We start from the raw sequence: 26,051 nt of genomic DNA, 5'->3' as shown, positions 1-26,051 counted from the left end.
CGGGCATGCCGATCGGGTCGATCGGAAACAATCACTTTAAGCAAAACGGGAGCGGGATCCCACTTTTTTTGGCCACAAATCGCCGTTGAATTGATCCAACAGGGGGGTTTTGGCAAACATCGTGCCAACAGGTATCCATATGAACAGGATTTTTCACTGCCCCGCTCTCACCCAAACGCTCGCCCAAAAAAGAAGGCTATGTCCCAATTATGTGTTGCATGGGGCGCCCCAGCGCCTCATGCAAGCAACGTGAGATATTCACTTCCCGCCCATAGCGCTCCAACATCCTCCTCCAACCCAGATAATTCCTCAGATAGTGGGTCGCGACCCCATGGAACCGCTCCATCCACTCCTTCAATCGCCTGTGGTACCCGTTCACATGTTGGATGTGATATGCACCCACCACCCGCTCTCCCGCTCGATTGCGCACCACTTGGTGTGTTATCCCCAGTCCCTCGCTGAAACTCGCATACACCCCGGCACCATCGCTGCACAGGACGGCATCCGGGGCGATAAGCGGCTCAAGCACCGCCTTCACCGCCCTGGCATTCAACTGTTCCAACTGGAAATCGGCCAGGTGGCCTGCTCTGTCTTGCACCACCATCACCGGGATGTAATCCGGTCCTGTGCCTCGGGTACGGCCTTTGCCTCCACGATGGCGGGCTGGGCGGGACAATCCGCGCTGGCCTTTGAACGACGCCAGGAAGAAGGTCTCATCGACCTCGACGATACCCTCTTCCCGTACCGCCTGGTGGCTGGCCATGGCCTTCAGGAAGCGGTGACGCCACAAAAAGGCGGTGTTTTTACCGACCCCACAGCGGAGCGCCGCCTGCCGGACGGTCAGACCGTCGATGAGGGCCTGTGCATAGTCTTCCCAGCATTGTGGCTTGCGAAGTCGGGCGAGAGGCGTGTTGGTGAGCACGGAACTGGTGCGCAAACACTGCTTGCAGCGATAACGGCGCAGCCCTCGAGACCAGCCCCAAGGAGCCAGTTGTGTGGCCTCGGCCTGACAGTGAGGGCAACATTGGCATGCGGGGAGGTGAGTAGCCAACGAGGTGATGGGGTGAGGGGTGGTGAGTTCATGTTGTGCGAGACGACGCTGACGCGAAGTGAGCAATGGGAAGAGGGACAGTAGCTGTTGAAAGGCTTGGGTATCCATGATGGCGGCCCTCAAGGTGATGACCTACTTCAAGGTTAGCCTTTCAACACGTAATTGGGACAGAGCCAAAAAGAAGGCCCCCGCAGAGCGGGGGCCTTCCAGCATGGTGCGATATACCGCAGCAGGTTTAGCAGTAGCCGTAGCCCAGCAGGCGCTGGTAACGCTGCTCCAGCAGCTGCTCGGTCTCGAGCGGGCGCAGGGCGTTCAGATCCTGCTGAATGCGGTCTTTCAGGCGCTTGGCCATCTTTTCCACATTGCGGTGGGCGCCACCGAGCGGCTCCTCGACGATGTTGTCGATGAGTTTCAGCTCTTTCAGACGCTGGGCGGTGATGCCCATGGCATCGGCCGCGACCGGCGCCTTGTCGGCGCTCTTCCACAGGATGGAGGCGCACCCTTCCGGCGAGATGACCGAGTAGGTGGAGTACTGCAGCATGTTGACGCGATCGCCGACACCGATGGCCAGGGCGCCGCCGGAGCCGCCTTCACCAATCACGGTGCAGACCACCGGCACGGTCAAACCGGCCATCACTTTCAGGTTGCGGGCAATCGCCTCGGACTGGCCGCGCTCTTCGGCACCCACGCCAGGATAGGCGCCCGGAGTGTCGATGAAGGTGATGATCGGCATCTTGAAGCGCTCGGCCATCTCCATCAGGCGCAGGGCCTTGCGATACCCTTCCGGGCGCGGCATGCCGAAGTTGCGCTTGATCTTCTCCTTGGTCTCGCGCCCCTTCTGGTGGCCGATGACCATCACCGGCTCGCCGTCGAGACGGGCGATGCCGCCGACGATGGCCTTGTCATCGGCATAGGCGCGATCGCCGGCCAGCTCGTCGAAGTCGGTGAAGATGTGCTCGATGTAGTCGAGGGTATAGGGGCGCTGGGGATGACGCGCCATCTGGGATACCTGCCAGGCCCCCAGATCGCCGAAGATCTTCTTGGTCAGCTCTTCGTTTTTCTTCTCCAGCCGACGGATCTCTTCTTTAAGATCCACGGCGTGATTGCCTTCACTCACATGACGGAGTTCGTCAATCTGCGCCTGCAACTCGGCGATCGGCTGTTCAAAATCCAGAAAAAGACTCATAGGGACTATAGATCCTCTAATCAAAAACCAATTCAACCCGCTCTCGTCCAAGCAGGACGCGCAAGTCATCTATCAGTTGATCGGTGGGCGTCACCCGCCACTCGGTACCGAGCGTCAATCGCACCCGGGAACCGGGGCGACGATAGTTTACCTGAACCGGACAAACTCCGGCACGGGCGGGTTCCAAAATCTCGCACAAACGCGGGAAAAAACGATCATCAATCTGCTGTTCATCGAGAGAGATGCGGATCGCCCTAGCAAAACGCTCTCTCGCATCGTTGATATCCAGTAATTCACGGGCCGACATTTTAAGGCCACCGGAGAAGTCATCAAAGCTGACCTGTCCAGAAACCACCAAAATACGGTCTTTTTGCATCAATTCTTCATACTTTTCCAGCGCTTCACTGAACAGGGTCACATCGAGGCGACCGGAACGGTCGTCCAGGGTGAAGATCCCCATCTTGTTGCCACGCTTGGTCACCATGCTGCGCGCCGCAATCACCAAGCCGGCGGCCGTGGTCACGGTATCGCGGGAGGTGGGGTGCAGATCGCACAGTCGGCCCGAGGTATAACGACGCAGCTCGCCGCTGTACTGGTTGATGGGGTGACCGGTGAGGTAGAGCCCGAGGGTCTCGCGCTCCCCTTCCAGCCACACCTTGTCAGGCCAGTGCGGCACGTTGGCGAACGCCTTCTTGACGTCGTCAATCTCTTCGGTGAGCACGCCGAACATGTCGACCTGACCCACCGCCTGCGCCTTGGCGTGCTGCTCGGCGGCGCGCATCGCCTCCTCCAGGGTCGCCATCAGGGCGGCGCGGTGGGGGCCGAGCCGATCCATGGCGCCGGAGAGAATGAGCTTCTCCATCACCCGCTTGTTGAGCTTCTTGATGTCGACCCGGTTGCAGAAGTCGAACAGATCGCGAAACGGCCCGTCTCGATCCCGCGCTTCCAGAATCGCATCGATGGGGCCTTCCCCCACCCCCTTCACCGCGCCGATGCCGTAGACGATATGGCCGTCTTCGTTGACGCTGAAGCGGTAGCGACCGGTGTTCACGTCCGGCGGGATCACGGTCAGCCCCATCCGCTGGCACTCGTCCACCAGGGTCACTATCTTGTCGGTGTTGTCCATGTCGGCGGTCATCACCGCCGCCATGAACTCCGCCGGGAAGTGGGTCTTGAGCCAGAGGGTCTGGTAGGAGACCAGCGCATAGGCGGCGGAGTGGGATTTGTTGAAGCCGTAGCCTGCAAACTTCTCCACCAGATCGAAGATCTTCATCGCCAGCTCGCCGTCGACGCCGTTCTTGACCGCGCCCTCCTCGAAGCCGGCCCGCTGCTTGGCCATCTCTTCGGGTTTTTTCTTGCCCATCGCCCGGCGCAGCATGTCCGCGCCACCCAGCGTATAACCCGCCAGGGTCTGGGCAATCTGCATCACCTGCTCCTGATAGAGGATGATGCCGTAGGTGGGCTCGAGGATCGGCTGCAGACTCTCGTGCTGCCACTTCTCGTCCGGATAGGAGATGGCCTCCTTGCCGTGCTTGCGCTCGATGAAGTTGTCCACCATGCCCGACTGCAGCGGGCCCGGGCGGAACAGCGCCACCAGAGCGATCATGTCTTCGAAGCAGTCAGGCTGCAGCCGCTTGATGAGATCCTTCATGCCACGGGATTCCAGCTGGAATACCGCGGTGGTCTCGTAGCGCTGCAGCAGGTCGAACGAGCGCTTGTCGTCGATGGGGATGGCGGCGATGTCCACCGGCGGCTTGCCCTCTTTGGCAAGGCGCGGATTAATCATGCCGAGCGCCCAGTCGATGATGGTGAGCGTGCGCAGGCCGAGGAAGTCAAACTTCACCAGCCCGGCGTATTCCACGTCGTTCTTGTCGAACTGGGTGACCGGGTGATGGCCTTCGTCATCGCAGTAGAGCGGCGCGAAGTCGGTGATCTTGGTGGGCGCGATCACCACGCCACCGGCGTGTTTACCGGCGTTGCGCACCACCCCTTCGAGGCGGCGCGCCATGTCGATGAGGTCCTTGACCTCCTCGTCCTGCTCGTAGAGCTCGGGCAGCTTGGGTTCGGCCTCGAACGCCTTGGCGAGCGTCATGCCCGGATCCGGCGGAATGAGCTTGGAGATGCGGTCGACGAAGCCGTAGGCGTGGCCCAGCACCCGGCCCACGTCCCGCACCACCGCCTTGGCCGCCATGCTGCCGAAGGTGATGATCTGCGATACCGCCTCCCGGCCGTACATCTCGGAGACGTGGTCGATCACCTCGTCACGCCGGTCCATACAGAAGTCGACGTCGAAGTCGGGCATGGATACCCGCTCGGGGTTCAGGAAACGTTCGAACAGCAGATCAAATTCCAGCGGGTCCAGGTCGGTGATCTTGAGGGCGTAGGCCACCAGGGAACCCGCCCCCGAGCCCCGGCCCGGGCCAACGGGAATGCCGTTGTCCTTGGACCACTGGATAAACTCCATCACGATGAGGAAGTAACCCGGGAAGCCCATCTGGTTGATCACTTTCAGCTCGATGTCGAGACGCTCGTCATACTCGGGACGACGCTCCGCCCGCACCGCCGGATCCGGGAACAGGAATTCCAGCCGCTCCTCCAGCCCCTCTTTCGACTTCATGACCAGGAAGTCTTCGGTGGTCATGTCACCGGTCGGGAAGTTGGGCAGGAAGTATTCGCCGAGGCGCACCGTCACGTTGCAGCGCTTGGCGATCTCCACCGTGTTCTCCAGCGCCTCGGGGATGTCGGCAAACAGCTCCGCCATCTCCTCCTGGCTGCGCAGATACTGCTGCGGGCTGTAGCGGCGCGGGCGGCGCTTGTCCATCAGGGTGTAGCCGTCGTGGATGGCGACCCGGATCTCGTGGGCGTCGAAGTCATCGGCGGTGAGGAACACCACCTCGTTGGTGGCCACCACCGGCAGCGCAAACTCGGTGGCAATCGCCACCGCCATGTGCAGGTAGACCTCTTCATCGGGGCGGCCGGTACGCAGCAGCTCCAGGTAATAGGCGTCGGGGAAGTGGGTCTGATAGAAGGCGAGACACTGCTCGGTCATCTGGCGGTTGCCCTTGAGCAGGAACTTGCCCACGTCCCCCTCGCGCCCGCCGGAGAGCACGATCACCCCCTTGGCGTGTTCGGCCAGCCAGGCCTTGTCGATGACCGGGCGTCCCTGCACGTGACCGCGCTGATAGCCGCGGGAGATGAGCAGGGTGATGTTCTGGTAGCCGTCGTTGTCCATGGCGAGCAGGGTGAGGCGGAACTGCTCGTCGCCAAGCTCGTCACTCTGCACCCAGAAGTCGGCCCCGACGATGGGCTTGACGCCCTTGCCGTGGGCGGCGCCGTAGAAGCGCACCAGGCCGCACATGTTCATCTGGTCGGTCAGCGCCAGCGCCGGCATGTTGTTGGCCGCCGCCGCACCGACGATGGGATTGATCTTCTGCAGGCCGTCGACCATGGAGAAGTCGGAGTGGACCCGCAGGTGGATAAAACGGGGTTCAGCCATCGTCATCCCCTCTCGTTGCTCGGACTAAATTGCATGGTCTATTCGATCCCCAGTGCGCGACGCACCGGTTTGAAACTTTTGCGATATTCGGGCAGCGGGCCGCGCTCGGCCAGGATGGCGAGGTGCTCCGCGGTCGGATAGCCCTTGTGACGGGCGAAACCGTATTCGGGATGACGGCTGTCCAGCTCGGTCATCTCCGCATCGCGAGTCACCTTGGCGAGGATCGAGGCGGCGCTGATGGCGGCCACCAGGCTGTCGCCCTTGACCACGGCGCGGGCCTCCATCGGCAAACTTGGGCAACGGTTGCCGTCGATGAAGACCAGCTCGGGCGCGATGGAGAGCCCCGCCACGGCGCGCTGCATCGCCAGCATGGTGGCGTGCAGGATATTGAGCTCGTCGATCTCCGCCGGGCTGGCACGGCCGACTGACCAGGCCAGCGCCTTCTGTTTGATCTCGTCAAACAGAGCGAGCCGCTTCTTCTCGGAGAGCTTCTTGGAGTCGTTCAGCCCGATGATGGGATTGGCCGGGTCAAGAATCACCGCGGCGGTGACCACGTCACCCACCAGCGGGCCACGGCCCACCTCGTCCACACCGGCAACCAACCTGTCGTCAGGAATATCGATCATCATCTTGTAGCCTTGAATCAAAACAGGCCCCGCAGGGCCTGGCGTCACGTTGGCGCAGCCCCTGCGGCCGCCCGGAAGTTATCTGCCGAGCAGCTCGGCCACCGCTTCGGCCGCTTGCTGATCCGCGTTGCAGCGGATGAGCTGGTGCAGCTCGGTGAAGGTGTTCACCAGCGCGCTGTTGTCGTGCTCGAAGAACTTGCTCACCTCGACCACCAGATTCTCCGGGGTGCATTCGTGCTGGATGAGTTCGGGCACCAGCATGCGACCGGCCAGCAGGTTGGGCAGGGAGACGAATTCGGTCTTCACCAGCCGCTGGGCCAGCCAGTAGCTGAACGGCTTGAGCTTGTAGCCCACCACCATCGGCTTTTTCACCAGCATGGCTTCAAGCGCTGCGGTGCCGGAGGCCAGCATCACCACGTCGGCGGCGATCATCGCCTCGCGGCCCTGCCCTTCCAGCAGCACCATGTCGAGATCCGGCGCCAGTTCGGCCTTGATGGCCAGGAACTGCTCGCGCCGCTTCTGGTTGACCAGCGGCACGATGAAACCGAGATCCGGATAGCGCACCGTCAGGTGTTTGCAGGCATCGAGAAACAGCGGCGACATAAAGCCCACCTCGGCACTGCGGCTGCCCGGCAGCACCGCCAGCCAGCGCCGGTTGGCGTCGATGCCGAGGGTTCTGCGTACCGCGGCCTGATCCGGCACCAGCGGGATGTCGTCCGCCATGGTGTGGCCGACGAAACGGCAAGGGGCATCGAAGCGGTCGTAGAAGGCTTTCTCGAACGGCAGGAAGGCGAGCACCATGTCGGTGGCGGCCTTGATCTTGTGAATGCGGTTCTGGCGCCAGGCCCACACCGAGGGGCTGACGTAGTGAACCGTCTTGATACCGGCGCGGCGCAGTTTGAGCTCCACCCCGATATTGAAATCCGGTGCATCCACCCCGATGAAGATGTCGGGCGGATTCGCGATGAAGTGGAGCAGCAGTTCGCGGCGGACCTTGAGAATGCGCGGCAGACGGCCCAGCACCTCGGTGATCCCCATGACGGAAAGCTCTTCCATCTCGAACAGCGCCTTCACGCCGAGGGCCTGCATGCGCGGCCCGGCGATCCCTTCGAACTGGGCGTCCGGGTAGCGGGCCTGCAGCTCGCGCACCAGGCCGGCAGCCAGAATGTCGCCGGAAACCTCTCCGGCGACGATACCGATGCGAACGGGATCAGGCACGGATGATCCCGCGCTCGTTGTCTTTGAGGAAATCCACGTAGAGCTGGATGGCCGGCTCGGCTTGCGCCATCTCAGTCAGCACCGGCAGCACCTCTTCGATGGTCTTGCCGGAGCGGAAGATCTCCTTGTAGGCGCGCTTGACGGCGGAGATGGCCTCAGCGCTGAAACCGCGGCGACGCAGCCCCTCGGAGTTGACCCCGAACGGTTTGGCGTAGTTGCCGGCGGCCATCACGTAGGGCGGCACGTCCTTGTTGAGGGCGGCGCAGCCACCGACGAAGGCGTGGGAGCCAACGCGGCCGAACTGGTGGATCGCGGAGAGACCGCCGAAGATCACGAAATCGCCGATCACCACGTGGCCCGCCAGGGTCGCGTTGTTGGCGAAGATGCAGTTGTCACCGATGATGCAGTCGTGGGCCACGTGGACGTTGACCATGAACAGGTTGCCGCTGCCGATCTTGGTCAGGGACTGATCCTGGATGGTGCCACGGTGCACGGTGCAGTTCTCGCGAAAGACGTTGTTGTCGCCGATCTCGAGGAAGGTGCGCTCGCCGGCGTACTTCTTGTCCTGGCAATCCTCACCGATGGAGGTGTGCTGGAAGATCTTGTTGCCACGACCAATCTTGGTCGGGCCCTTGATCACCACATGGGAGCTGACCCAGGTGTTGTCGCCGATTTCCACCTCGGCACCGATGACAGAAAAGGGGCCGATTTCAACCCCTTTACCGATGACGGCAGACTCATGGACGACGGCAGTATCGTGAATGATGGCAGTCTGGTCGATCACGTGTGTTAAACCTCGCGTTTGGCGCACATCAGCTCGGCGGTACAGACCACTTCACCGTTGACCGTGGCCACACCGGTGAACTTGGCGATACCGCGACGCTCTTTCAGGAATTCCACGTCAAGCACCAGCTGATCGCCGGGGCCGACCGGACGCTTGAAACGAGCGTTGTCGATTGAGGCAAAGTAATAGAGTTCGTTGGGAGACGGCTTGCCCACCATGGTAAACGCCAGGATACCGGTGGCCTGTGCCATGGCTTCCAGGATCAGCACGCCGGGGAACACCGGCTTGGCCGGGAAGTGGCCCTGAAAGATCGGCTCGTTGAACGAGACGTTCTTGATGGCACGCAAGGTCTTGCGCTCATCGCTGATCTCGTAGTTTTCCACCTTGTCCACCATCAGGAACGGATAACGGTGGGGCAGCAGATCCATTATTTCCTGGATACCCAGGCTCTTCTTTTCAGTAGTCAAAACAGTACCCTATACCAATCGTGATTATTCTTGGTCCAGCTTCTTCTCAAGCTTGCTCAACCGCTTGTGCATCTCTTCGATACGCATCACCCGGGCGGCGGTCTTGCGCCACTCTTTATTGGTTTGCAGGGGGATGCCGGAAGAGTAGACACCGGGCTCGGTAATGGGTCGCATCACCATGGCCATGCCGGTAACGGTGGCCTGGTCGCAGATCTCCATGTGCCCGTTAAAGACGGAGGCGCCGCCAATGATACAGTATTTGCCGACCTTGAGACTACCTGCCATCACGGTGGAGCCCGCCACGGCGGTGCCGTAGCCGATCTCGACGTTGTGAGCGATCTGGCACTGGTTGTCGATGATGACGTTGTCAGCGATGCGGGTATCTTCCAGCGCGCCGCGGTCGATGGTGGTGCAGGCACCGATCTCGACCCGGTTGCCGATGGTCACGCCACCGAGCTGGGGGATCTTGATCCACTCGCCGCGCTCGTTGGCATAACCGAACCCATCGGCCCCGATCACTGTGCCGGATTGAACCAGACAGTCGGTGCCCATGGTGATGTTGTGATACAGGGTGACGTTGGCCCACAACCGGGAGCGAGCTCCCAGTCGGGTATTCTTGCCAACGAAACAGCCCGGGCCGATGCGTACATCGTCACCCAGCACCACGCCGGATTCGATCACCGCATTGGCCCCGATGGCCACTCTCTCGCCCAGTTGCACGTCCGCCGCGATGACGGCGCTCGGATGGATATCCGTGGCCGGCTGCGGGGTGGTGTCCAGCAGTTGGGCTACCCGGGCAAAGCCCACATAGGGGTCTTTGAGCACCAGGGCATTGGTGGGACAAAATGGCAGATCCGCTTCTGTGATGAGCACGGCGGTCGCCTTGCTCTGCTCCAGATAATGCCGGTACTTTTTATTGGACAGGAAGGTGATATCCCCCTCCCCGGCCTTTTCCAGTGTCGCTACCTTGCGGATTTCCAGGGTTCCGTCGCCATGGACCTGGGCCCCCAGTTGCTGGGCCAGCTGTGCGAGAGTGAATGCCATCAATTAGTTGCTCTTGCTTACCTGAGAAATAACCTGGGCAGAGATGTCCAGCTTGCTGGCGGCATACGGGGCGGCATTGCGCTCCAGCACCAGATCGTAACCATTGCTCTTGGCGATGGAATCGATGGCAGCCTGCACCTTGGTCAGGATCTTGTTGCGCTCTTCGGACTGACGGCGACCGTTGTCCTGTTCAAACGCCTGACGCTTCTGGTTGAACTCCATCTGCAGCTTGGCCAGTTTCTCCTGGTTCTGTTTCTTCTGCTCGGCGCTCATGAAGGCTTCGTCCTTCTTGAACTTCTCGACCAGTTTCTGACCGTCGGATTCCAGCTTCTGCAGCTCACGCATGCGCGGCTCGAATTCGCCTTTCAGCTTCTTGGAGACTGCTTCACGCTGGGGCAGCTTTTGGAATACTTCGCCCATGTCGACCACGGCGATCTTGGTCTCGGCCAAGGCGGAGCCCATGCCGGCAGCCATCAGTGCAAAACTCAAACCAGCTACTTTCAACGCTTTATTCACACTTACTCCTTGTTCCCTCATGTGAGGGCTACCTGATTTACCTGATTATGCAAGTGGTACCCGGACCGACTTGTTACCTGGTGAGGCACGCAAGCTGCGCGTCCCATCATTGAATACCCCCACCGCTGGGTGGGGGCAGAGTCCGTCCTTAGAAGGTACGGCCGATGTTGAATGAGAAGAACTCGGTCCGGTCGCCCTCGTACTGCTTGAGCGGACGGGCAATCGCGAACACCAGCGGGCCCATCGGGGAGAGCCACTGCAGCGACAGACCGGCCGAGGCGCGGTAGTTGGTCGGATCCGAATAGTCGGCCAGATAGTTGCAGCCGCTGAAGCAACGGTTGCGGTACTGGTCATAGTCGAAGGTGGTATCCCACACGGAGCCGGCATCGATGAAGAAGCTGGTCCGCAGTTGCGGCTGATAGGTCTCGGACGCAAACGGCGTCGGCACTATCATCTCGAGGGAGGCGACCGCCAGGGCGTTGCCGCCCACCGAGCTGTCGGTGCCCTGGATGACGTCGTTGCCGCTCAGGTTGTAGTAGTAGAGCGCCTTCGGACCCACGGTATTGCTCTTGAAGCCGCGCAGGGTATCGAAACCACCGGCGAAGTAGTTCTCGAAGAACGGCAAGACGTGGTCATAGCTGCCGTTGCTGCCGTAGCCGTTGCCGTAGGAGGCACGCGCCTTGGCCATCAGCACCCACTTGTGATCCGCATCGAACGGGAAGTAGTGCGCGTCTTCGGCGTTGAGCTTGAAGTACTGCAGATCCATGCCCGGCACGGTCACCTTGGCGTTGACCCGCTGACGGTCACCGGCGGTGGGGAACTGGCCCTTGTTGAGGGTGGAACGGGTCCAGCCGGCGGTGACGTCGACGGTGTTGAACACCATGCGGTTGTCGCCATCCTTGTTCTCGCTGTACACCTTCCAGAACTCATCCACCTGCAGATAGGGGTTGGGCTGGGACAGTTTGTTGTTTTCGACCCCGAGGCTGAAGTCGAGACGGTTGTTCTCGTTGACCGGGAAACCACTGGAGAGGCGGAAGCCGATGGTGGTGTTCTCGTAGTCCACGATGTTGGCGTCGGCCGCACTGAACTGGTTGTAGTAGAGACGACCGCCGAGGCTGACCCCGTCCACGGTGAAGTAGGGATCGTTGTAGCTGAGGTCGACGCTCTTGGAGTACTTGTTGGTACTGGCGGAGATGCCGATCTTCTTGCCGGTCCCCATGAAGTTGTCCTGCTGCAGGCCCGCCTGCAGACTCAGGCCAGATTCAGTACCGTAGCCCACACCGGCGTTGATGGAACCGGCCGGCTGCTCCTTGACCTTGAAGTCCAGATCGACCTGGTCATCGCTGCCCGGCACCCGCTTGGTGTCCACTTCGGCGGTTTCGAAGAAGCCGAGACGGTTGAGACGGGTCTTGGACTGCTCGACGCTGTCGGAAGAGAGCCAGGTGCCCTCCATCTGACGCATCTCGCGGCGCAGCACTTCGTCCTTGGTGGTGACGTTGCCGGTGAAGTTGATGTTGCGCACATAGACGCGGGGGCCCGGCTCGATGTTGACGATGAGCTCCACTTCCTTGGTCTTATCGTTGACCTGCGGGAAGGTGACCACTTTCGGGTAGGCGTAGCCGTAGCGACCGAGGAACTTGGAGAGCACCTCTTCGGTGTGGGTCACCTGGCTCGCGGAGTAGATGCTGCCGGTCTCGATGGGGATGAGCCCCTTCATCTCGCCGCCGCGATCGATCAGATCGCCCTTGAGCTGGATGCCGGACACCTTGTACTGATCCCCTTCCTTGACGTTGAGGGTGACGTAGACCCCCTTCTTGTCCGGGGTCATGGAGACCTGGGTCGACTCCTGGGTAAAGCGGATGTAGCCGCGGTCCATGTAGTAGGAGCGCAGAGTTTCGATGTCGCCGGCCAGTTTCTGCTTCTGGTAGCGCTGGTCACCGGTGAAGTTCCACCAGGGCACGTCGTCCTTGAGGGAGAGCTGGGCCAGCAGCTTCTCTTCCGGGAACACGTTGTTGCCGACGATGTTGATCTGCTGGATCTTGGCCGCTTCCCCTTCCACGAAGGTGAACTTGAGGTCGACCCGGTTGCGCGGCAGCGGGGTAACGATGGCCTTGACCTTGGCGGAGTACTTGCCCACGCCGTAGTAGAAATCTTCCAGCCCCTTCTCGAGGGAGCTCAGCACGGTGCGATCCAGCGGATCACCCACCCGGATGCCGGAGGACTCCAGGCTCTGGGTCAGCTGCTCTTCCTTGATATCCTTGTTGCCGGAGAACTCGATGCTGGAGATGGTCGGCCGCTCTTTGACCGCCACTTGCAGCACCTGGCCGTCGCGGTAGACCTTGACGTCCTCGAAGTTGCCGGAGGCATAGAGCTTCTTGATGGCGTTGGCCAGCGTCACGGAATCGACGGAATCGCCCACCCGGATCGGCAGGTTCAGCAGGGCGGCCCCCAGGGTCACCCGCTGCAGACCTTCAACCTGAATATCTTGCACCACAAAAGAGGCAGGGGCCGCCTGGGCCAGGAAACTGGCACCCAGCAGGCAACTCAACACCAATGCTTTTTTAACAGCCATTTTGTTCTTATGTGTCCTTGTTGATGCTCTGGCCTCAGAGGCGAGCGAAATCATTAAACAGCGCAATACCCATCAGTAACATCAGAATGGCGGCGCCAATCCGGAAACCCACTTCCTGAATTTTTTCTGATACCGGTTTGCCGGTGACCGCCTCGATGAGGAAGTAGACCAGATGGCCACCGTCCAGCACCGGCAGGGGGAACAGGTTGATGATCCCCAGGTTGACGCTGATCAGCGCCAGAAAGCCGAGAAAGTAGACCAGACCGTAGTCGGCACTGCTGCCCGCGCCCTTGGCAATCGAAATGGGGCCGCTCAGGTTGTCCAGCGAGACGATGCCACCGATCAGCTTGCCGATCATGTCGAAGGTCAGGGTGGTCAGGCTCCAGGTCTTCTGGGCACCCTGCCACAGGGCTTGCAAAGGCCCATACTGTAACAGAATCCGATACTCATCCGGTAATGGAACCAGTTGCGGCGACAGGCCGACGAAACCGACCAGCTGGCCCCGCACCTTCTTGGCATCCGGCGTCAGCGTCAGGGTCAGCTCGCTGCCCGCCCGCTCGACGGTCACCTCAAGCGGCTGCTGGGGCGACTGCTGTACCTGATGGACAAACTGGGCCCACTCGGTGATCTCCTGCTCCCCTACCCGCTTGATGCGATCGCCCGCCTGAATGCCGGCCTTCTCGCTGGCGCTCGCGGCCACCACCGCATCGACCACAGGCAGCACCTTGCCGCCAAGCGGCACTATGCCCAGGCTGCCGATGGGAGACTCCTTGTCTGGGTCAAATTTCCAGCCGGCCAGCTGCAGGGTCTTGTCCACCGCGTAGCTGGTGTTGGCCGCTTTGAGCTTGAGCTGGACCGAATCATCGCCAAGGTGGCTGATGAGGGCATAGGTCACGCTCTCCCAGTCACCGGTCTCCTCGCCGCCGACGCCGACGATCTCCATGCCGGGTTCCACCCCGGCCGCCGCCACGATGGAGGCGGGACGCACCTCGCCCACCACGGGTTTGACGGCGGGCACACCGATCATGAACATCAGCCAGAGGGCGAACAGGGCAAACACGAAGTTGGCCATGGGGCCGGCAGCCACGATAGCCATCCGCGCCCAGACGCTCTTGTGATTGAAAGCGTACTGCTCGTCACCGGGCTTGAGCTCGTCCACCCGGCCGTCCAGCATCTTGACGTAACCGCCGAGGGGGATCAGGGCCAGCACGTATTCGGTGCCATCCTTGCCGAGCCGGCGCCAGATGGCCTTGCCGAAACCGATGGAGAAGCGCTCCACCTTGACGCCGCAACGACGGGCCACCCAGAAGTGGCCGAATTCATGTACCGCAACCAGCAGCCCGAGGGCGACGATAAAGGCACCGATGTTCCACAACACACCGCCCATCAGCCCATCACCTCGCTTTCATGCATGGTCCTGTCTCCGACAATCAGGGTGAAGGCAGCACAATGCCACGAAACAGCTCTCATCAGCTAAGCTCCTCAATCAAATTGTGAGCACGGGCACGGGCCGCCCCATCCAGCGCAATCAAATCGTCCAGCGAACCGGCCGCCGTACCGCCCAAGGCGAGCATGGTGGCCTCATTGACTCTGGCAATATCCATAAAACCGATCCGCTCTGCAAGGAAAGCCGCCACGGCCTCCTCGTTGGCGGCATTGAGGGCCGTGGTCGCAGCCTGCCCCTGCTGACAGGCATGCATGGCAAGCTGCAGGCAGGGATAGCGCTCATAGTCGGGACGGATAAAGCTGAACTCTCCGACACTGAAGAAATCCAAAGGTTCCACACCGGACTCGATTCGAGCCGGATAGGCCAGCGCGTGGGCGATGGGGGTGCACATGTCCGGATTGCCGAGCTGGGCCAGCACGGAGCCGTCCTTGTACTGCACCATGGAGTGAATCACCGACTGGGGATGGATCACCACCTGGATCTGCTCGGGCGCCGCGTTGAACAGCCAGCGCGCCTCGATATACTCCAGCCCCTTGTTGATCATGGTGGCGGAGTCGACCGAGATCTTGGCCCCCATGGACCAGTTGGGATGGGCGATGGCCTGAGCCGGGGTGACGCGGGCCAGCTCAGCGATGTCGGTATAACGGAACGGGCCGCCGGAGCCGGTCAGCAGGATCTTGCTGATGCCCGCTCCCGCCAGGTCGCAAAAGCCCGGCTGGCGCTGGATGGCCTCGGGCAGGCACTGGAAAATGGCGTTGTGTTCGCTGTCGATGGGCAGCAGCTCGGCCCCGTGCTCGCGCACCGCCTCCATGAAGAAGGCGCCGGACATCACCAGGGCCTCCTTGTTGGCCAGCAGGATGCGCTTGCCGGCACGCACCGCGGCCATGGTGGGCGCAAGCCCGGCGGCGCCGACGATGGCGGCCATCACGCTGTGGGCATCGGGGTGAGCGGCTACTTCGCACAGGGCGGCCGGGCCAGCCATGACACGGGTCGCACTGCCGTGGGTCTTGAGTTGAGCGGCCAGCTCGCTGGCGGCGGCCTCGTCCACCATGACAGCGAAGCGGGGAGAGAATTCGAGGCAGTCGCGCAGCATGGCCTCCACGCTGCGGGCCGCGGTCAGCGCCAGCACCTGCCAACGCCCCGGATTGTGCCGCAGTACCTTGAGCGTACTCTGACCGATGGAGCCGGAGGCTCCCAGAATCACCAGGTTATGCATCAAAACTCCCGCTGTATGACGAATGGATGGCGCCCGCCGCAGGCAGACGCATCAGGCTGAGCATCAAAACTCCTGACTGAGCAGCAGATAGCTGAGCAGGAATACCGGCAGCGCGGCGGTCAGGCTGTCGATCCGATCGAGGATGCCACCGTGACCGGGCAACAGGGTACCTGAATCCTTGATGCCGGCTTCGCGCTTGAACATGCTCTCGGTCAGGTCACCGAGTACCGAGGCCAGCACCGCCAGCAAGGAGCAGAACAGCACTATGGCCATCTTGGCGGGCACGAAGCCCATGAACCAGGTCACCCCGACCGCCAGCAGGCTGGCGGTAAACAAGCCGCCACACATGCCTTCAATGGTTTTACCGGGGCTCACGGCCGGCGCCAGCTTGTGCTTGCCGAACGCCTTGCCGAAAAAATACGCGCCAGAATCTGCCGCCCAGACCAGTCCCATCACGAATAGCAGGATCCAAGCCCCCATCATGGGGTCGTGATAGAAGTTGTAACCACGGATGGCCACCAGGGACCAGAAGAAGGGGACCAGGGTCACCAGGCCGAACAGGGACTTGAGCCAGATGGACTCCTTCCACAGCTTGGCGCTCTGGGGATAGCGCAACACCAGCAGCAGCCCCAGCAGCCACCAGCTGACGGCGGTCCAGAGCACGCCCATCACCAGCGGATGCAGATGAGGAGTCCACAGCTGCTCCACCGGCAGCCAGAACAGGCTGGCCCCGAGCAGCAGGCAGTACACCAGCGGCAGCCACTGCTGCGGCTTGGCAGAGACGAAGCCGCTCCACTCGCGGCTGGCCAACAGAAATACCAGAGATGCCAACAGGGCAAAGAATTTCAACGGCAGAAAAAACAGCGCCCCCAACACCAGGGGAACCAGTAGCAATGCGGTAATAATTCGTTGTTTTAGCAAAAGAAGCCTCTCTCTTGGGAGGGGGGTTAGCCGGTCTGTTGCTCGGCGATCAATTCCCGGATCTGTTCACCCGTGCAGCCGAAACGACGCTCACGGGCCACGAAGGAGGCAACGGCCTCGCTGAACTCGGCCTCGTTGAAATCAGGCCACAGCACCGGGGTAAAATAGAGCTCGGCATAGGCGAGCTGCCATAACACAAAATTGCTGATGCGATGATCGCCCGCGGTGCGGATCAGCAGATCCACCGGCGGCAGGTCGGCCATGCATACCTCGCGGCCAAGCATGGCTTCATCTATCTGGTCGGCAGCCAGTTCCCCGCTCGCCACGGCACGGGCCAGCTTGCGGGCCGCCTGAGCGATGTCCCACTGGCCACCATAATTGGCGGCGATATTGAGGGTCAGCCCCTGGTTGTTGGCGGTCAGCGCCTCCGCCTTGGCAATCTTGGCCTGCAGACGCTCGCTGAAACGGGCGGTATCGCCGATCACCTTGAGCCGGATGCCGTTGCTGTGCAGCTTCTGCACCTCACGGCCCAGCACCGTCATGAACAGCTCCATCAAGGCGCTGACCTCCCCCTCCGGGCGACGCCAGTTCTCGCTGGAAAACGCAAACAGGGTCAGCGCGTCTATCTTGGCCCGCGCAGCAAAGGTTACCGCCTCGCGAACAGACTTCACGCCTGCCTTGTGGCCATAGACCCGCATCTTGCCACGGTTCTGGGCCCAGCGTCCGTTGCCATCCATGATGATGGCGACGTGACGAGGCAAGGACGAATTGGCGCAATCACCTACGGCTGCCAAAAGCGACATTCATTTCTCCCACAAAGACAAAAGCGCCGTGCAGGGGCACTACACGGCGCTCGTAATATACCTGTCAGAGGCTTAGATTTCCATTAGCTCCTTTTCCTTCAGGGCCAGTGCTTCGTCTACCAGCTTGATGAAGGAATCGGTCAGCTTCTGGATCTCTTCCTGAGCACGACGGTCGTCGTCTTCGGAGATCTCTTTGTCTTTGAGCAGCGCTTTGAAGTCGGCGTTGGCATCGCGACGGATGTTGCGCACGGCAACCCGGGCACCTTCCGCTTCGGCACGCACGATCTTGGTCAGGTCGCGACGACGCTCTTCGGTCAGCGGCGGCAGCGGCACGCGCAGGGTCTGGCCGTTGCTGGACGGGTTGAGACCCAGATCGGAGGTCAGGATGGCCTTTTCCACCGCCTGGATCATGGAGCGGTCAAAGATGGAGATGGAGAGGGTGCGGGCATCTTCAGCCACCACGTTGGCCAACTGTTTCAGAGGAGTGGCCGCACCGTAATACTCCACCTGGATACCGTCGAGCAGGCTCGGGTGAGCACGGCCGGTACGGATCTTGGACATCTGGGTCTTGAGCGATTCTACGCTCTTGGCCATGCGGTCCTTGGCGTCGTTTTTAATCTCGTTGATCACAGTGGTTTTCCTTTTGGCGAACGAGCCGTCAACCGGCCCGTATCTATCTTATTGGCTGGCGTCATGGACAAACGAGCCGAAGCTCACGCTTGTCTCACTTGCTGACGTGATGAATCAGGGTACCTTCCGGCTCGCCCATGATCACCCGACGCAGCGCACCCGGCTTGTTCATGTTGAACACCCGGATCGGCAGATCGTGGTCGCGGGCCAGAGTAAAAGCAGCAAGATCCATTACTTTGAGTTCTTTTTCAAGAACTTCATCATAACTCAGTTCATGACACAGCACGGCATCCGGGTTCTTGACCGGATCGTCGGTGAACACGCCATCGACCTTGGTGGCCTTGAGCACGACGTCAGCTTCGATCTCGATCCCGCGCAGACAGGCCGCAGAATCGGTAGTGAAGAAGGGGTTGCCGGTACCGGCGGAGAAGATCACCACCTTGCCGGCACGCAGCTGGCTGATGGCTTCGGCCCAGACATAGGAGTCACAGATGCCTTGCAGGGAGATGGCAGACATCAGACGGGCATTCACATAAGCACGATGCAGGGCATCACGCATGGCCAGACCGTTCATCACGGTAGCCAGCATACCCATGTGGTCGCCCACCACGCGGTTCATGCCCGCCTTGGCAAGACCGGCACCACGGAACAGGTTGCCGCCACCGATGACCAGACCGACCTGAACACCCAGCTCAACCAGTTCTTTGATCTCTTGGGCCATCCGATCCAGCACCGCCGGATCAATGCCAAAACCCTCGGATCCTTGCAGGGCTTCACCACTCAACTTCAGAAGAACACGTCTGTATGCAGGCTTGGGATTGGTACTCATGTCACTGATTCCTGGTCATATAAAGACCGCGACATAAGTCGCGGTCTGGGGAAACGGAAAAACCGGTTCGATTAGGCCTTTTGAGCGGCCGCGATTTGGGCTGCAACTTCCGCAGCGAAATCGGTCTCTTGCTTCTCGATGCCTTCGCCCACTTCGAAACGGGTGAAGGAAACAACGTCAGCGCCTTCTTTCTTCAGCAGCTCGGCAACGGTCATGGAAGGATCTTTCACGAACGGTTGACCAGTCAGGGAAACCTCACCGGTGAACTTCTTCATGCGGCCTTCAACCATTTTCTCGGCGATCTCTTTCGGCTTGCCAGAGTTGATGGCGATGTCGATCTGGATTTCGCGCTCTTTGGCAACGACTTCGGCAGATACATCTTCCGGCTTGACGAATTGCGGGCTGTTGGCAGCAACGTGCATGGCCAGATCTTTGGCCAGCTCGTCGGAACCACCGGCCAGCTTGGTGATAACACCGATGCGGGAGCCGTGAACGTAGGTGCCCAGGTTGTCACCTTCAACCAGCATCACGCGACGCAGGTTCATGTTCTCACCGATCTTGGCGATCAGGTTGGTGATGGTCAGCTCAACGGACTCGCCGTTGCCGAAGTCGGCGGCTTTCAGCGCGTCAACGTCAGCGATCTTCTGGGTCGCGGCGATTTCAACGATTTTCTGACCCATGGCCAGGAAGCCGGCATCCTTGGAAACGAAGTCAGTCTCGCAGTTCAGCTCGATCATGACGGCAACGTTGCCTTCGGTACGGGCGAAGATCACACCTTCAGCGGCGATACGGCCAGCTTTCTTGGCGGCTTTGGCCTGACCGGATTTGCGCATGTTTTCGATAGCCAGTTCGATATCACCGTTGGCTTCTTCCAGTGCTTTTTTGCAATCCATCATGCCAGCGGCGGTGCGCTCGCGCAGTTCTTTTACCAGGGCGGCAGAAATGTTTGCCATGTCCAGTATCCTCGGTCTTGAATTGACAAGAAACAGGGGCCACAAGGGCCCCTGCTAACCAATTACATCAGCTTGGTTAATAAGGGCTTTGCAGTCCTTATCAATTACTCAGCTTCAACGAAGCCATCTTGTTCGGCTTGAACAACGATGTCCTGAGCGCGAGCTTCCAGTACGGTGTCAGCAGCAGCATTCAGGTACAGCTGAACGGCACGGATAGCGTCGTCGTTACCCGGGATGACATAGTCAACGCCGTCCGGGTTGGAGTTGGTATCAACGATGGAAACTACCGGGATACCCAGGTTGTTGGCTTCTTTGATAGCGATGTGCTCGTGGTCGGCATCGACAACGAACAGAACGTCAGGCAGGCCGCCCATGTTCTTGATACCACCCAGGCTCTTCTCCAGCTTTTCCATTTCGCGAGTACGCATCAGCGCCTCTTTCTTGGTCAGCTTGTCGAAGGTACCGTCTTGGCTCTGGGTTTCCAGATCTTTCAGGCGCTTGATGGACTGACGAACGGTTTTCCAGTTGGTCAGCATGCCGCCCAGCCAGCGGTGGTTAACATAGAACTGGTCGCAACGCTCAGCGGCTTCTTTTACGGCTTCAGACGCGGCACGCTTGGTACCTACGAACAGTACCTTGCCCTTCTTGGCAGCTACGGAGCTGATGAAGTTCATGGCATCGTCAAACATCGGAACGGTTTTTTCCAGGTTGATGATGTGAACCTTGCTGCGGGCACCGAAGATGTAGGACTTCATTTTCGGGTTCCAGTAACGAGTCTGGTGACCGAAGTGAACGCCGGCTTGCAGCATGTCGCGCATAGAAACTTTAGCCATTTTATACCTCTATTGGGGTTAGGCCTCCACACATCCCATATAACCGACCCGTTAAGGCACCCCGGCATATGTGTCGATGTGTGTGTGTTGTTTAAGTAAGGGTGATGGCATGAGGACACAAGTTCCCCATTCCGGCGCGCTTTATACCATAACTTTGGTCAGGACACCACCAGCCGGACCGCTAAAAATGGATCCCTGAGCTGCATGCTGAAGCGCCGATTTGACGCTGTGATGACAATCACACTGGAAGTAAACGGGGGTTGGGGATAAAATTTTGGCCTGATTGCAAACGCATCTATTTTTCATTACCTGATTGCCGGACATCGATAGATGCGCGATCAGGTCCCAAGAGAGATCCCATGTCCATTAAAATCAAGACACCGGAAGAGATTGAAAAGATGCGCGTTGCCGGCCAACTGGCCGCCGATGTGCTGGTCATGATCGCCCCCCACGTCAAGGCGGGCGTCACCACCGACGAACTGAACACCCTCTGCCACGACTACATCGTCGACGTGCAGCAGGCCATCCCTGCGCCGCTCAACTACCACGGCTTCCCCAAGTCCATCTGCACCTCGGTGAACGATGTGATCTGCCACGGCATCCCGAACCACAAGAAATTGCGGGAAGGGGACATCATCAACCTGGACATCACCGTCATCAAGGATGGCTACCACGGCGATACCTCCGCCATGTTCATCGTGGGTGAGACCACCCCGCTGCGCCGTCAGCTGTGCAAGGTCGCCCAGGAGAGCCTCTACGCCGCCATCAAGCAGGTGCGTCCGGGCATGTGCATCACCGAGATCGGCGCCGTGATCCAGCCCATCGTCGAGAAGGCCGGTTTCTCCGTGGTACGCGACTACTGCGGCCACGGCATCGGGGCCGAGTTCCATGAAGAGCCGCAGATCCTGCACTATCGCAACGGCGGCAAGCAGGAGCTCAAGCCGGGCATGTGCTTCACCATCGAGCCCATGGTCAACAGCAAGAAGTACCACTGCAAGGTCAACCCGAAGGATGGCTGGACCGTAACCACCAAGGACGGCGGCGACTCCGCCCAGTGGGAACACACCCTGCTGGTGACCGAGGATGGCTGCGAGGTACTGACCCTGCGTCCGGATGACACTATCGACCGTCTCATCAAACACGGTTAACATCAAACCCCGGCCTCCCGCCGGGGTTTTGTTTTTATCAGCCGCGAAACCGTGCGAGAACAGCGCACATGCGTGCGACAGTAGAGTGTGAGACGCCATGGATGCCAGCCTGCTTTCCCCCCACCTGTTACCCGACGCTCAGCTCACCCGCGAGAACTGCAAGGAGTACCTGAGCCGTTTTCTCGGCTGGCTGCACGCCCGCTTCGATGCCGGTGACAACATCATCGAACTGGTGGCTACCCGCTCCGAATACATGGACGAGCTGCTGACCCGGTTGTGGCAAAAGTTCGGCTTCGACAAGACGGAGCTCACCCTGATCGCGGTGGGCGGCTATGGCCGCGGTGAACTGCACCCCCACTCCGACATCGACCTGCTGATCCTCTATGAAGGGGACGAGCTGGACGAGGTGCTGGGGCTGCGCATCGGCGAATTCATCACCCTGCTGTGGGATCTCAAGCTGGAGGTGGGCCAGGCGGTGCGCAACGTGGCAGAGTGCCTCGAGCAGGGGCGCGGCGACATCACGGTCGCCACCAACCTCATCGAGGCGCGTTACATCACCGGCCGCGAGGCGGGATTCAAGCAGCTCAAGGAGGCCACCGGCCCCCAGCACTTCTGGCCAAGCGAGCAGTTCTTCAAGGCCAAACGCGAAGAGCAGGCCCAGCGCCACCAGCAGTTTCTCGGCACCGCCTACAAGCTGGAGCCGGATCTCAAGAGCAATCCCGGCGGCCTGCGCGACATCCAGACCCTCGCCTGGGTGGCCCGCCGCCACTTCGGCGCCACCACATTGTTCGAGATGACCAGCCACGGCTTTCTCAACCGGGCCGAGTATCGCGAGCTGCTCGACTGCCAGAATTTTTTGTGGAAGGTGCGCTTCGCCCTGCACATGGCCATCAACAAGGGCGACAACCGGCTGCTGTTCGATCGCCAGCGTACCGTGGCCCAGATGCTGGGCTTCGAGGGAGAAGGCAACGCCCCGGTCGAGCAGATGATGAAGCGCTTCTACCAGACGGTGCGGCGGGTCTCCGAGCTCAACGAGATGCTGCTGCAGCTGTTTGACGAGGCGATCCTCGGCAACACCGCCATGGATGTGCGCCGCCTCTCCGACGAGTTCCAGCTGCGCGGCCGCCTCATCGATGCGGTGGATTCCGAACTGTTCGGCCGCGAGCCTGCCGCCATCCTGCGCCTCTTCTACCAGATAGCCCAGCATCCGGAGATTGCCGGCATCCACTCCGCCACCCTGCGCCAGCTGCGCGAGGCGCGCCGCAAGCTCAACTGCTGGCTGCAGGACCTGCCGGAATGCCGCCGCCTGTTCATGGCGCTGCTGCGCCACCCCAACGGCATCGGCCAGCCGCTCACCCTGATGCACAAGTACGGCATCCTGGCCGCCTACCTGCCGCAGTGGAACCTCATCGTCGGCCAGATGCAGTTCGACATGTTCCACGCCTACACGGTGGATGAACACACCCACCGGCTGCTCAAGAACATCCACCAGTTTCCCAACCCGGCCAGCCGCCAGACCCACCCGCTCTGCCACGAGGTGTTTACCCGGCTGCGCAAGCCCGAGCTGCTCAGCATCGCCGCCCTGTTCCACGACATCGCCAAGGGGCGGCGTGGCGATCACTCAGAGCTCGGCGCCGTCGATGCACTGGAGTTCTGCCAGCTGCACGGCCTGGATCGCTACGAGAGCCGGCTGGTTGCCTGGCTGGTGCGCCATCACCTGCTGATGTCGGTCACCGCCCAGCGCCGCGACATCTATGACCCTGAAGTGGTCACCGACTTTGCCCAGAAGGTGCGCGACGAGCAGCACCTCGACCTGCTCTATTGCCTGACCGTGGCCGATATCTGCGCCACCAACGACACCCTCTGGAACGACTGGAAAGGCACTCTGCTGCGCGAGCTCTACTTCGCCACCCAGAAGGCGTTGCGCCAGGGGCTGGAAAACCCGCCCGACATGCGTCTCAAGATCCGCGAAAACCAGCGCCAAGCCAAGCAGATCCTGGCTCAGCGCGACGTGCCGGAGGAGGCCATCAACCAGCTCTGGAGCGACTTCAAGGCCGACTACTTCCTGCGCCATACGCCGGAACAGATCGCCTGGCACTGCCGCAAGATCATCGAACACGGCGACAACCCGGCGCCGCTGGTGATCATCGGCAAGCACCCGACCCGCGGCGGCAGCGAGGTGTTCATCTATTGTCGCGACACCCCGAATCTGTTCGCCACCGTGGCCTCGGCGCTGGATCAGAAGAACCTCAACATCCACGACGCCCAGATCATGAATTCGCGCAGCGACTACGTGCTCGATACCTTCGTGGTGCTCGAACCCAACGGCGAACCCATCAGCCCCAACCGCACCGCCACCATCAAGAAGGCGCTGGAGAAGGCGCTGCAGGAGCCGGGCAAGCTGGTGCTGCGCAGCAAACCCCTGTCGCGGCGCCACCGCCAGTTCAGCGTGCCGACCCGGGTGGTTTTTCTGCCCCACAAGGGGGAGACCCGCCACACCCTGCTGGAGCTGACGGCGCTCGATACCCCGGGGCTGCTGGCCCGCATCGGCGCGGTGTTCCAGCAGTGCGGCCTGTCGCTCCATGCCGCCAAGATCACCACCATCGGCGAGCGAGTGGAGGACTTTTTCAGCCTCACCACCCTGGCCGGAGAGCCGTTGACCCAGGCCGAGCAGCAGGCGCTGGAGGAGCGGCTGGTCAACCAGCTCAACCCGCAAGAGTCGGCCGATGATGAGGGCAGGCCGGGCCCGTGAAGGCTTCACAAGACGCCGAGTCTGCCCCTGATTTATCAAGCAGAACAAATGGTTGGACCACGCCAGCACAATAAATCAGCGTTCCCGTGAAGAAATCGGCCCGAGCCCTTAAAAACAATTGGAAAAGTGTGATACAACAAACCGAATTTTTTAAAGGAAACCTGTCATGACCGAGTTGCAACAGATCATCGAAGCGGCCTTCGAGCGCCGTGATTCCATCACTCCCGGCTCCGTCGATGCCGCCACCAAGGCCGCCATCCTGCAAGCCATCGACCTGCTGGACTCCGGCAAGGCCCGCGTCGCCGAGAAGATTGCCGGCGAGTGGGTGGTACACCAGTGGTTGAAGAAGGCGGTACTGCTCTACTTCCGCATCAATGACAACGGCATCATCAAGGGTGACGACGCCCAGTACTACGACAAGGTTCCCCTCAAGTTCTCCGACTACAGCGCCGAGCAGTTCAAGGCAGCCGGTGTGCGCGTGGTGCCGCCGGCCACCGCCCGCAAAGGCTCCTTCATCGCCCCCAATACCGTGCTGATGCCCTCCTACGTCAACATCGGCGCCTTCGTCGATGAAGGCACCATGGTCGACACCTGGGCCACCGTGGGCTCCTGCGCCCAGATCGGCAAGAACGTGCACCTCTCCGGCGGCGTCGGCATCGGCGGCGTACTGGAGCCGCTGCAGGCCAACCCGACCATCATCGAAGACAACTGCTTCATCGGTGCCCGTTCCGAAGTGGTGGAAGGGGTGATCGTGGAAGAGGGCTCCGTCATCTCCATGGGCGTCTTCATCGGCCAGTCCACCCGCATCTATGACCGTGAAACCGGCGAAATCCACTACGGCCGCGTCCCGGCCGGCTCGGTGGTCGTATCCGGCTCCCTGCCCTCCAAGTGCGGCAAGTACAGTCTCTACGCCGCCGTCATCGTCAAGAAGGTAGATGCCAAGACCCGTGCCAAGGTCGGCATCAACGCCCTGCTGCGCTCCATTGACGAGTAAGCGGTTTACGGTGATTTAAAAGGGCGCCTGATGGCGCCCTTTTGATTTTGGCGCCCCTGTCACAGGCAAGCCACACCGACTCGGTTAAGATAGATTGGTCAGGATCGTTTCAAACCGAGGAAGCCCGATGTACGAGAATCTGAAGAGCCTGGGGATCCAGGAACCCACCTCAGTGGATAGCTATACCCTGCGCCAGGAAGCCAATCACGACATCCTCAAGATCTACTTCAAGAAACAGAAGGGCGAGTTCTTCGCCAAGAGCGTCAAGTTCAAATATCCGCGCCAGCGCAAGACCATGCTGGTCGATTCGGGCACCCACGAGTACAAGGATGTCACCGAGATCAACGCCAATCTCAAGTACGTGGTGGATGAGCTCGACAACCTGACCCAGGGCGTGCACGTGCAGGCCGACCCGGACATCAAGCAGAAGATCTTGCGCGACCTGCGCCACCTGGAAAAAGTGGTGCAGAACAAGATCAGCGAAATCGAGCGGGACCTGGAAAAGCTCTAAACCGGTCTGATGCAGCAAAGGCGCCCCTGGGCGCCTTTTTCTTTGAGCTCAAAA

At 60.7% G+C, this 26,051-nt stretch carries 22 protein-coding genes; 4 read left to right on the top strand and 18 right to left on the bottom strand.

Annotation, left to right across the window (positions count from 1 at the left end):
* Nucleotides 1–196: 196 nt before the first annotated feature.
* The 18 genes from R2E40_RS05865 to rpsB form a co-directional block, all read right to left on the bottom strand.
* A complete protein-coding gene (locus R2E40_RS05865) occupies nt 197–1,159 on the bottom strand; it encodes an IS1595 family transposase (RefSeq protein WP_253628266.1) in 963 nt (320 codons plus the stop codon).
* Between the two features lie 127 nt (nt 1,160–1,286).
* Nucleotides 1,287–2,237, bottom strand: coding sequence for an acetyl-CoA carboxylase carboxyl transferase subunit alpha (accA, locus tag R2E40_RS05860; protein ID WP_016349878.1), 951 nt, complete (start codon nt 2,235–2,237; stop codon nt 1,287–1,289).
* Between the two features lie 16 nt (nt 2,238–2,253).
* Entirely contained in the window at nt 2,254–5,733 is a 3,480-nt protein-coding gene (gene dnaE / locus R2E40_RS05855; RefSeq protein WP_011705106.1) for a DNA polymerase III subunit alpha, read from the bottom strand.
* Between the two features lie 38 nt (nt 5,734–5,771).
* Nucleotides 5,772–6,362 carry a ribonuclease HII gene (gene rnhB, locus R2E40_RS05850; RefSeq protein ID WP_039212964.1) on the bottom strand — a complete coding sequence of 197 codons (591 nt, stop codon included), beginning with the start codon at nt 6,360–6,362 and terminating at the stop codon, nt 5,772–5,774.
* Nucleotides 6,363–6,437: 75 nt separating this feature from the next.
* Complete coding sequence (gene lpxB / locus R2E40_RS05845) at nt 6,438–7,577, bottom strand: lipid-A-disaccharide synthase (RefSeq protein ID WP_318164980.1); 1,140 nt, start codon at nt 7,575–7,577, stop codon at nt 6,438–6,440.
* Nucleotides 7,570–8,361 (bottom strand): acyl-ACP--UDP-N-acetylglucosamine O-acyltransferase, encoded by a 792-nt coding sequence (lpxA, locus tag R2E40_RS05840; protein WP_113994928.1) that lies wholly within the window; start codon nt 8,359–8,361, stop codon nt 7,570–7,572. Before lpxA ends, lpxB begins: the two co-directional genes overlap by 8 nt.
* Nucleotides 8,362–8,366: 5 nt before the next feature.
* The gene (fabZ, locus tag R2E40_RS05835) at nt 8,367–8,828 is read right to left on the bottom strand and encodes a 3-hydroxyacyl-ACP dehydratase FabZ (protein ID WP_010634777.1); all 462 of its coding nucleotides are present in this window, start codon (nt 8,826–8,828) and stop codon (nt 8,367–8,369) included.
* Nucleotides 8,829–8,852: 24 nt separating this feature from the next.
* The gene (lpxD, locus tag R2E40_RS05830) at nt 8,853–9,872 is read right to left on the bottom strand and encodes a UDP-3-O-(3-hydroxymyristoyl)glucosamine N-acyltransferase (protein WP_011705102.1); all 1,020 of its coding nucleotides are present in this window, start codon (nt 9,870–9,872) and stop codon (nt 8,853–8,855) included.
* 3 nt (nt 9,873–9,875) lie between these two features.
* Entirely contained in the window at nt 9,876–10,388 is a 513-nt protein-coding gene (locus tag R2E40_RS05825; protein ID WP_011705101.1) for an OmpH family outer membrane protein, read from the bottom strand.
* Between the two features lie 148 nt (nt 10,389–10,536).
* Complete coding sequence (gene bamA, locus R2E40_RS05820) at nt 10,537–12,960, bottom strand: outer membrane protein assembly factor BamA (RefSeq protein WP_039212963.1); 2,424 nt, start codon at nt 12,958–12,960, stop codon at nt 10,537–10,539.
* 34 nt (nt 12,961–12,994) lie between these two features.
* Nucleotides 12,995–14,347 (bottom strand): sigma E protease regulator RseP, encoded by a 1,353-nt coding sequence (rseP, locus tag R2E40_RS05815; protein WP_042067568.1) that lies wholly within the window; start codon nt 14,345–14,347, stop codon nt 12,995–12,997.
* A gap of 82 nt (nt 14,348–14,429) precedes the next feature.
* On the bottom strand, nt 14,430–15,623 hold the full coding sequence (ispC, locus tag R2E40_RS05810) for a 1-deoxy-D-xylulose-5-phosphate reductoisomerase (protein WP_113994930.1): 1,194 nt from the start codon (nt 15,621–15,623) through the stop codon (nt 14,430–14,432).
* A 63-nt stretch (nt 15,624–15,686) separates the two neighbouring features.
* Nucleotides 15,687–16,544, bottom strand: coding sequence for a phosphatidate cytidylyltransferase (locus R2E40_RS05805; protein WP_005303453.1), 858 nt, complete (start codon nt 16,542–16,544; stop codon nt 15,687–15,689).
* 26 nt (nt 16,545–16,570) lie between these two features.
* On the bottom strand, nt 16,571–17,347 hold the full coding sequence (uppS, locus tag R2E40_RS05800; protein WP_318164979.1) for a polyprenyl diphosphate synthase: 777 nt from the start codon (nt 17,345–17,347) through the stop codon (nt 16,571–16,573).
* 72 nt (nt 17,348–17,419) lie between these two features.
* On the bottom strand, nt 17,420–17,977 hold the full coding sequence (frr, locus tag R2E40_RS05795) for a ribosome recycling factor (RefSeq protein ID WP_085734650.1): 558 nt from the start codon (nt 17,975–17,977) through the stop codon (nt 17,420–17,422).
* A 94-nt stretch (nt 17,978–18,071) separates the two neighbouring features.
* Nucleotides 18,072–18,806, bottom strand: coding sequence for a UMP kinase (gene pyrH / locus R2E40_RS05790; RefSeq protein WP_011705095.1), 735 nt, complete (start codon nt 18,804–18,806; stop codon nt 18,072–18,074).
* Between the two features lie 71 nt (nt 18,807–18,877).
* Entirely contained in the window at nt 18,878–19,759 is an 882-nt protein-coding gene (gene tsf, locus R2E40_RS05785; protein WP_016349867.1) for a translation elongation factor Ts, read from the bottom strand.
* Nucleotides 19,760–19,863: 104 nt separating this feature from the next.
* The gene (rpsB, locus tag R2E40_RS05780) at nt 19,864–20,592 is read right to left on the bottom strand and encodes a 30S ribosomal protein S2 (protein WP_005303470.1); all 729 of its coding nucleotides are present in this window, start codon (nt 20,590–20,592) and stop codon (nt 19,864–19,866) included.
* 359 nt (nt 20,593–20,951) lie between these two features.
* On the opposite strand from rpsB, the gene map reads away from it, so the two are divergent.
* The 4 genes from map (at nt 20,952) to R2E40_RS05760 (ending at nt 25,997) form a co-directional block, all read left to right on the top strand.
* The gene (gene map, locus R2E40_RS05775; RefSeq protein ID WP_011705093.1) at nt 20,952–21,740 is read left to right on the top strand and encodes a type I methionyl aminopeptidase; all 789 of its coding nucleotides are present in this window, start codon (nt 20,952–20,954) and stop codon (nt 21,738–21,740) included.
* 97 nt (nt 21,741–21,837) lie between these two features.
* Nucleotides 21,838–24,492 (top strand): bifunctional uridylyltransferase/uridylyl-removing protein GlnD, encoded by a 2,655-nt coding sequence (gene glnD, locus R2E40_RS05770; protein WP_106551984.1) that lies wholly within the window; start codon nt 21,838–21,840, stop codon nt 24,490–24,492.
* Between the two features lie 166 nt (nt 24,493–24,658).
* On the top strand, nt 24,659–25,486 hold the full coding sequence (gene dapD, locus R2E40_RS05765) for a 2,3,4,5-tetrahydropyridine-2,6-dicarboxylate N-succinyltransferase (protein ID WP_005303473.1): 828 nt from the start codon (nt 24,659–24,661) through the stop codon (nt 25,484–25,486).
* Between the two features lie 127 nt (nt 25,487–25,613).
* Nucleotides 25,614–25,997, top strand: a complete 384-nt coding sequence (locus R2E40_RS05760; RefSeq protein WP_011705091.1) for a DUF3461 family protein — start codon at nt 25,614–25,616, stop codon at nt 25,995–25,997.
* Nucleotides 25,998–26,051 lie beyond the last annotated feature (54 nt).

The organism is Aeromonas sp. CD, from assembly GCF_033349375.1.
GTDB lineage: Bacteria > Pseudomonadota > Gammaproteobacteria > Enterobacterales > Aeromonadaceae > Aeromonas > Aeromonas hydrophila.
Note: the sequence above shows the minus strand (reverse complement) of the source record. Positions and strands in the feature narration are given on the sequence as shown.

Coding starts and splice junctions, on each gene's coding strand:
- bamA (WP_039212963.1), bottom strand. CDS start 12,960: ATGGCTGTTAAAAAAGCATTGGTGTTGAGTTGCCTGCTGGGTGCCAGT.
- uppS (WP_318164979.1), bottom strand. CDS start 17,347: ATGTCGCTTTTGGCAGCCGTAGGTGATTGCGCCAATTCGTCCTTGCCT.
- accA (WP_016349878.1), bottom strand. CDS start 2,237: ATGAGTCTTTTTCTGGATTTTGAACAGCCGATCGCCGAGTTGCAGGCG.
- rnhB (WP_039212964.1), bottom strand. CDS start 6,362: ATGATGATCGATATTCCTGACGACAGGTTGGTTGCCGGTGTGGACGAG.
- rseP (WP_042067568.1), bottom strand. CDS start 14,347: ATGGGCGGTGTGTTGTGGAACATCGGTGCCTTTATCGTCGCCCTCGGG.
- dapD (WP_005303473.1), top strand. CDS start 24,659: ATGACCGAGTTGCAACAGATCATCGAAGCGGCCTTCGAGCGCCGTGAT.
- lpxD (WP_011705102.1), bottom strand. CDS start 9,872: ATGGCATTCACTCTCGCACAGCTGGCCCAGCAACTGGGGGCCCAGGTC.
- R2E40_RS05865 (WP_253628266.1), bottom strand. CDS start 1,159: ATGGATACCCAAGCCTTTCAACAGCTACTGTCCCTCTTCCCATTGCTC.
- pyrH (WP_011705095.1), bottom strand. CDS start 18,806: ATGAGTACCAATCCCAAGCCTGCATACAGACGTGTTCTTCTGAAGTTG.
- glnD (WP_106551984.1), top strand. CDS start 21,838: ATGGATGCCAGCCTGCTTTCCCCCCACCTGTTACCCGACGCTCAGCTC.
- ispC (WP_113994930.1), bottom strand. CDS start 15,623: ATGCATAACCTGGTGATTCTGGGAGCCTCCGGCTCCATCGGTCAGAGT.
- tsf (WP_016349867.1), bottom strand. CDS start 19,759: ATGGCAAACATTTCTGCCGCCCTGGTAAAAGAACTGCGCGAGCGCACC.
- rpsB (WP_005303470.1), bottom strand. CDS start 20,592: ATGGCTAAAGTTTCTATGCGCGACATGCTGCAAGCCGGCGTTCACTTC.
- dnaE (WP_011705106.1), bottom strand. CDS start 5,733: ATGGCTGAACCCCGTTTTATCCACCTGCGGGTCCACTCCGACTTCTCC.
- map (WP_011705093.1), top strand. CDS start 20,952: ATGTCCATTAAAATCAAGACACCGGAAGAGATTGAAAAGATGCGCGTT.
- R2E40_RS05760 (WP_011705091.1), top strand. CDS start 25,614: ATGTACGAGAATCTGAAGAGCCTGGGGATCCAGGAACCCACCTCAGTG.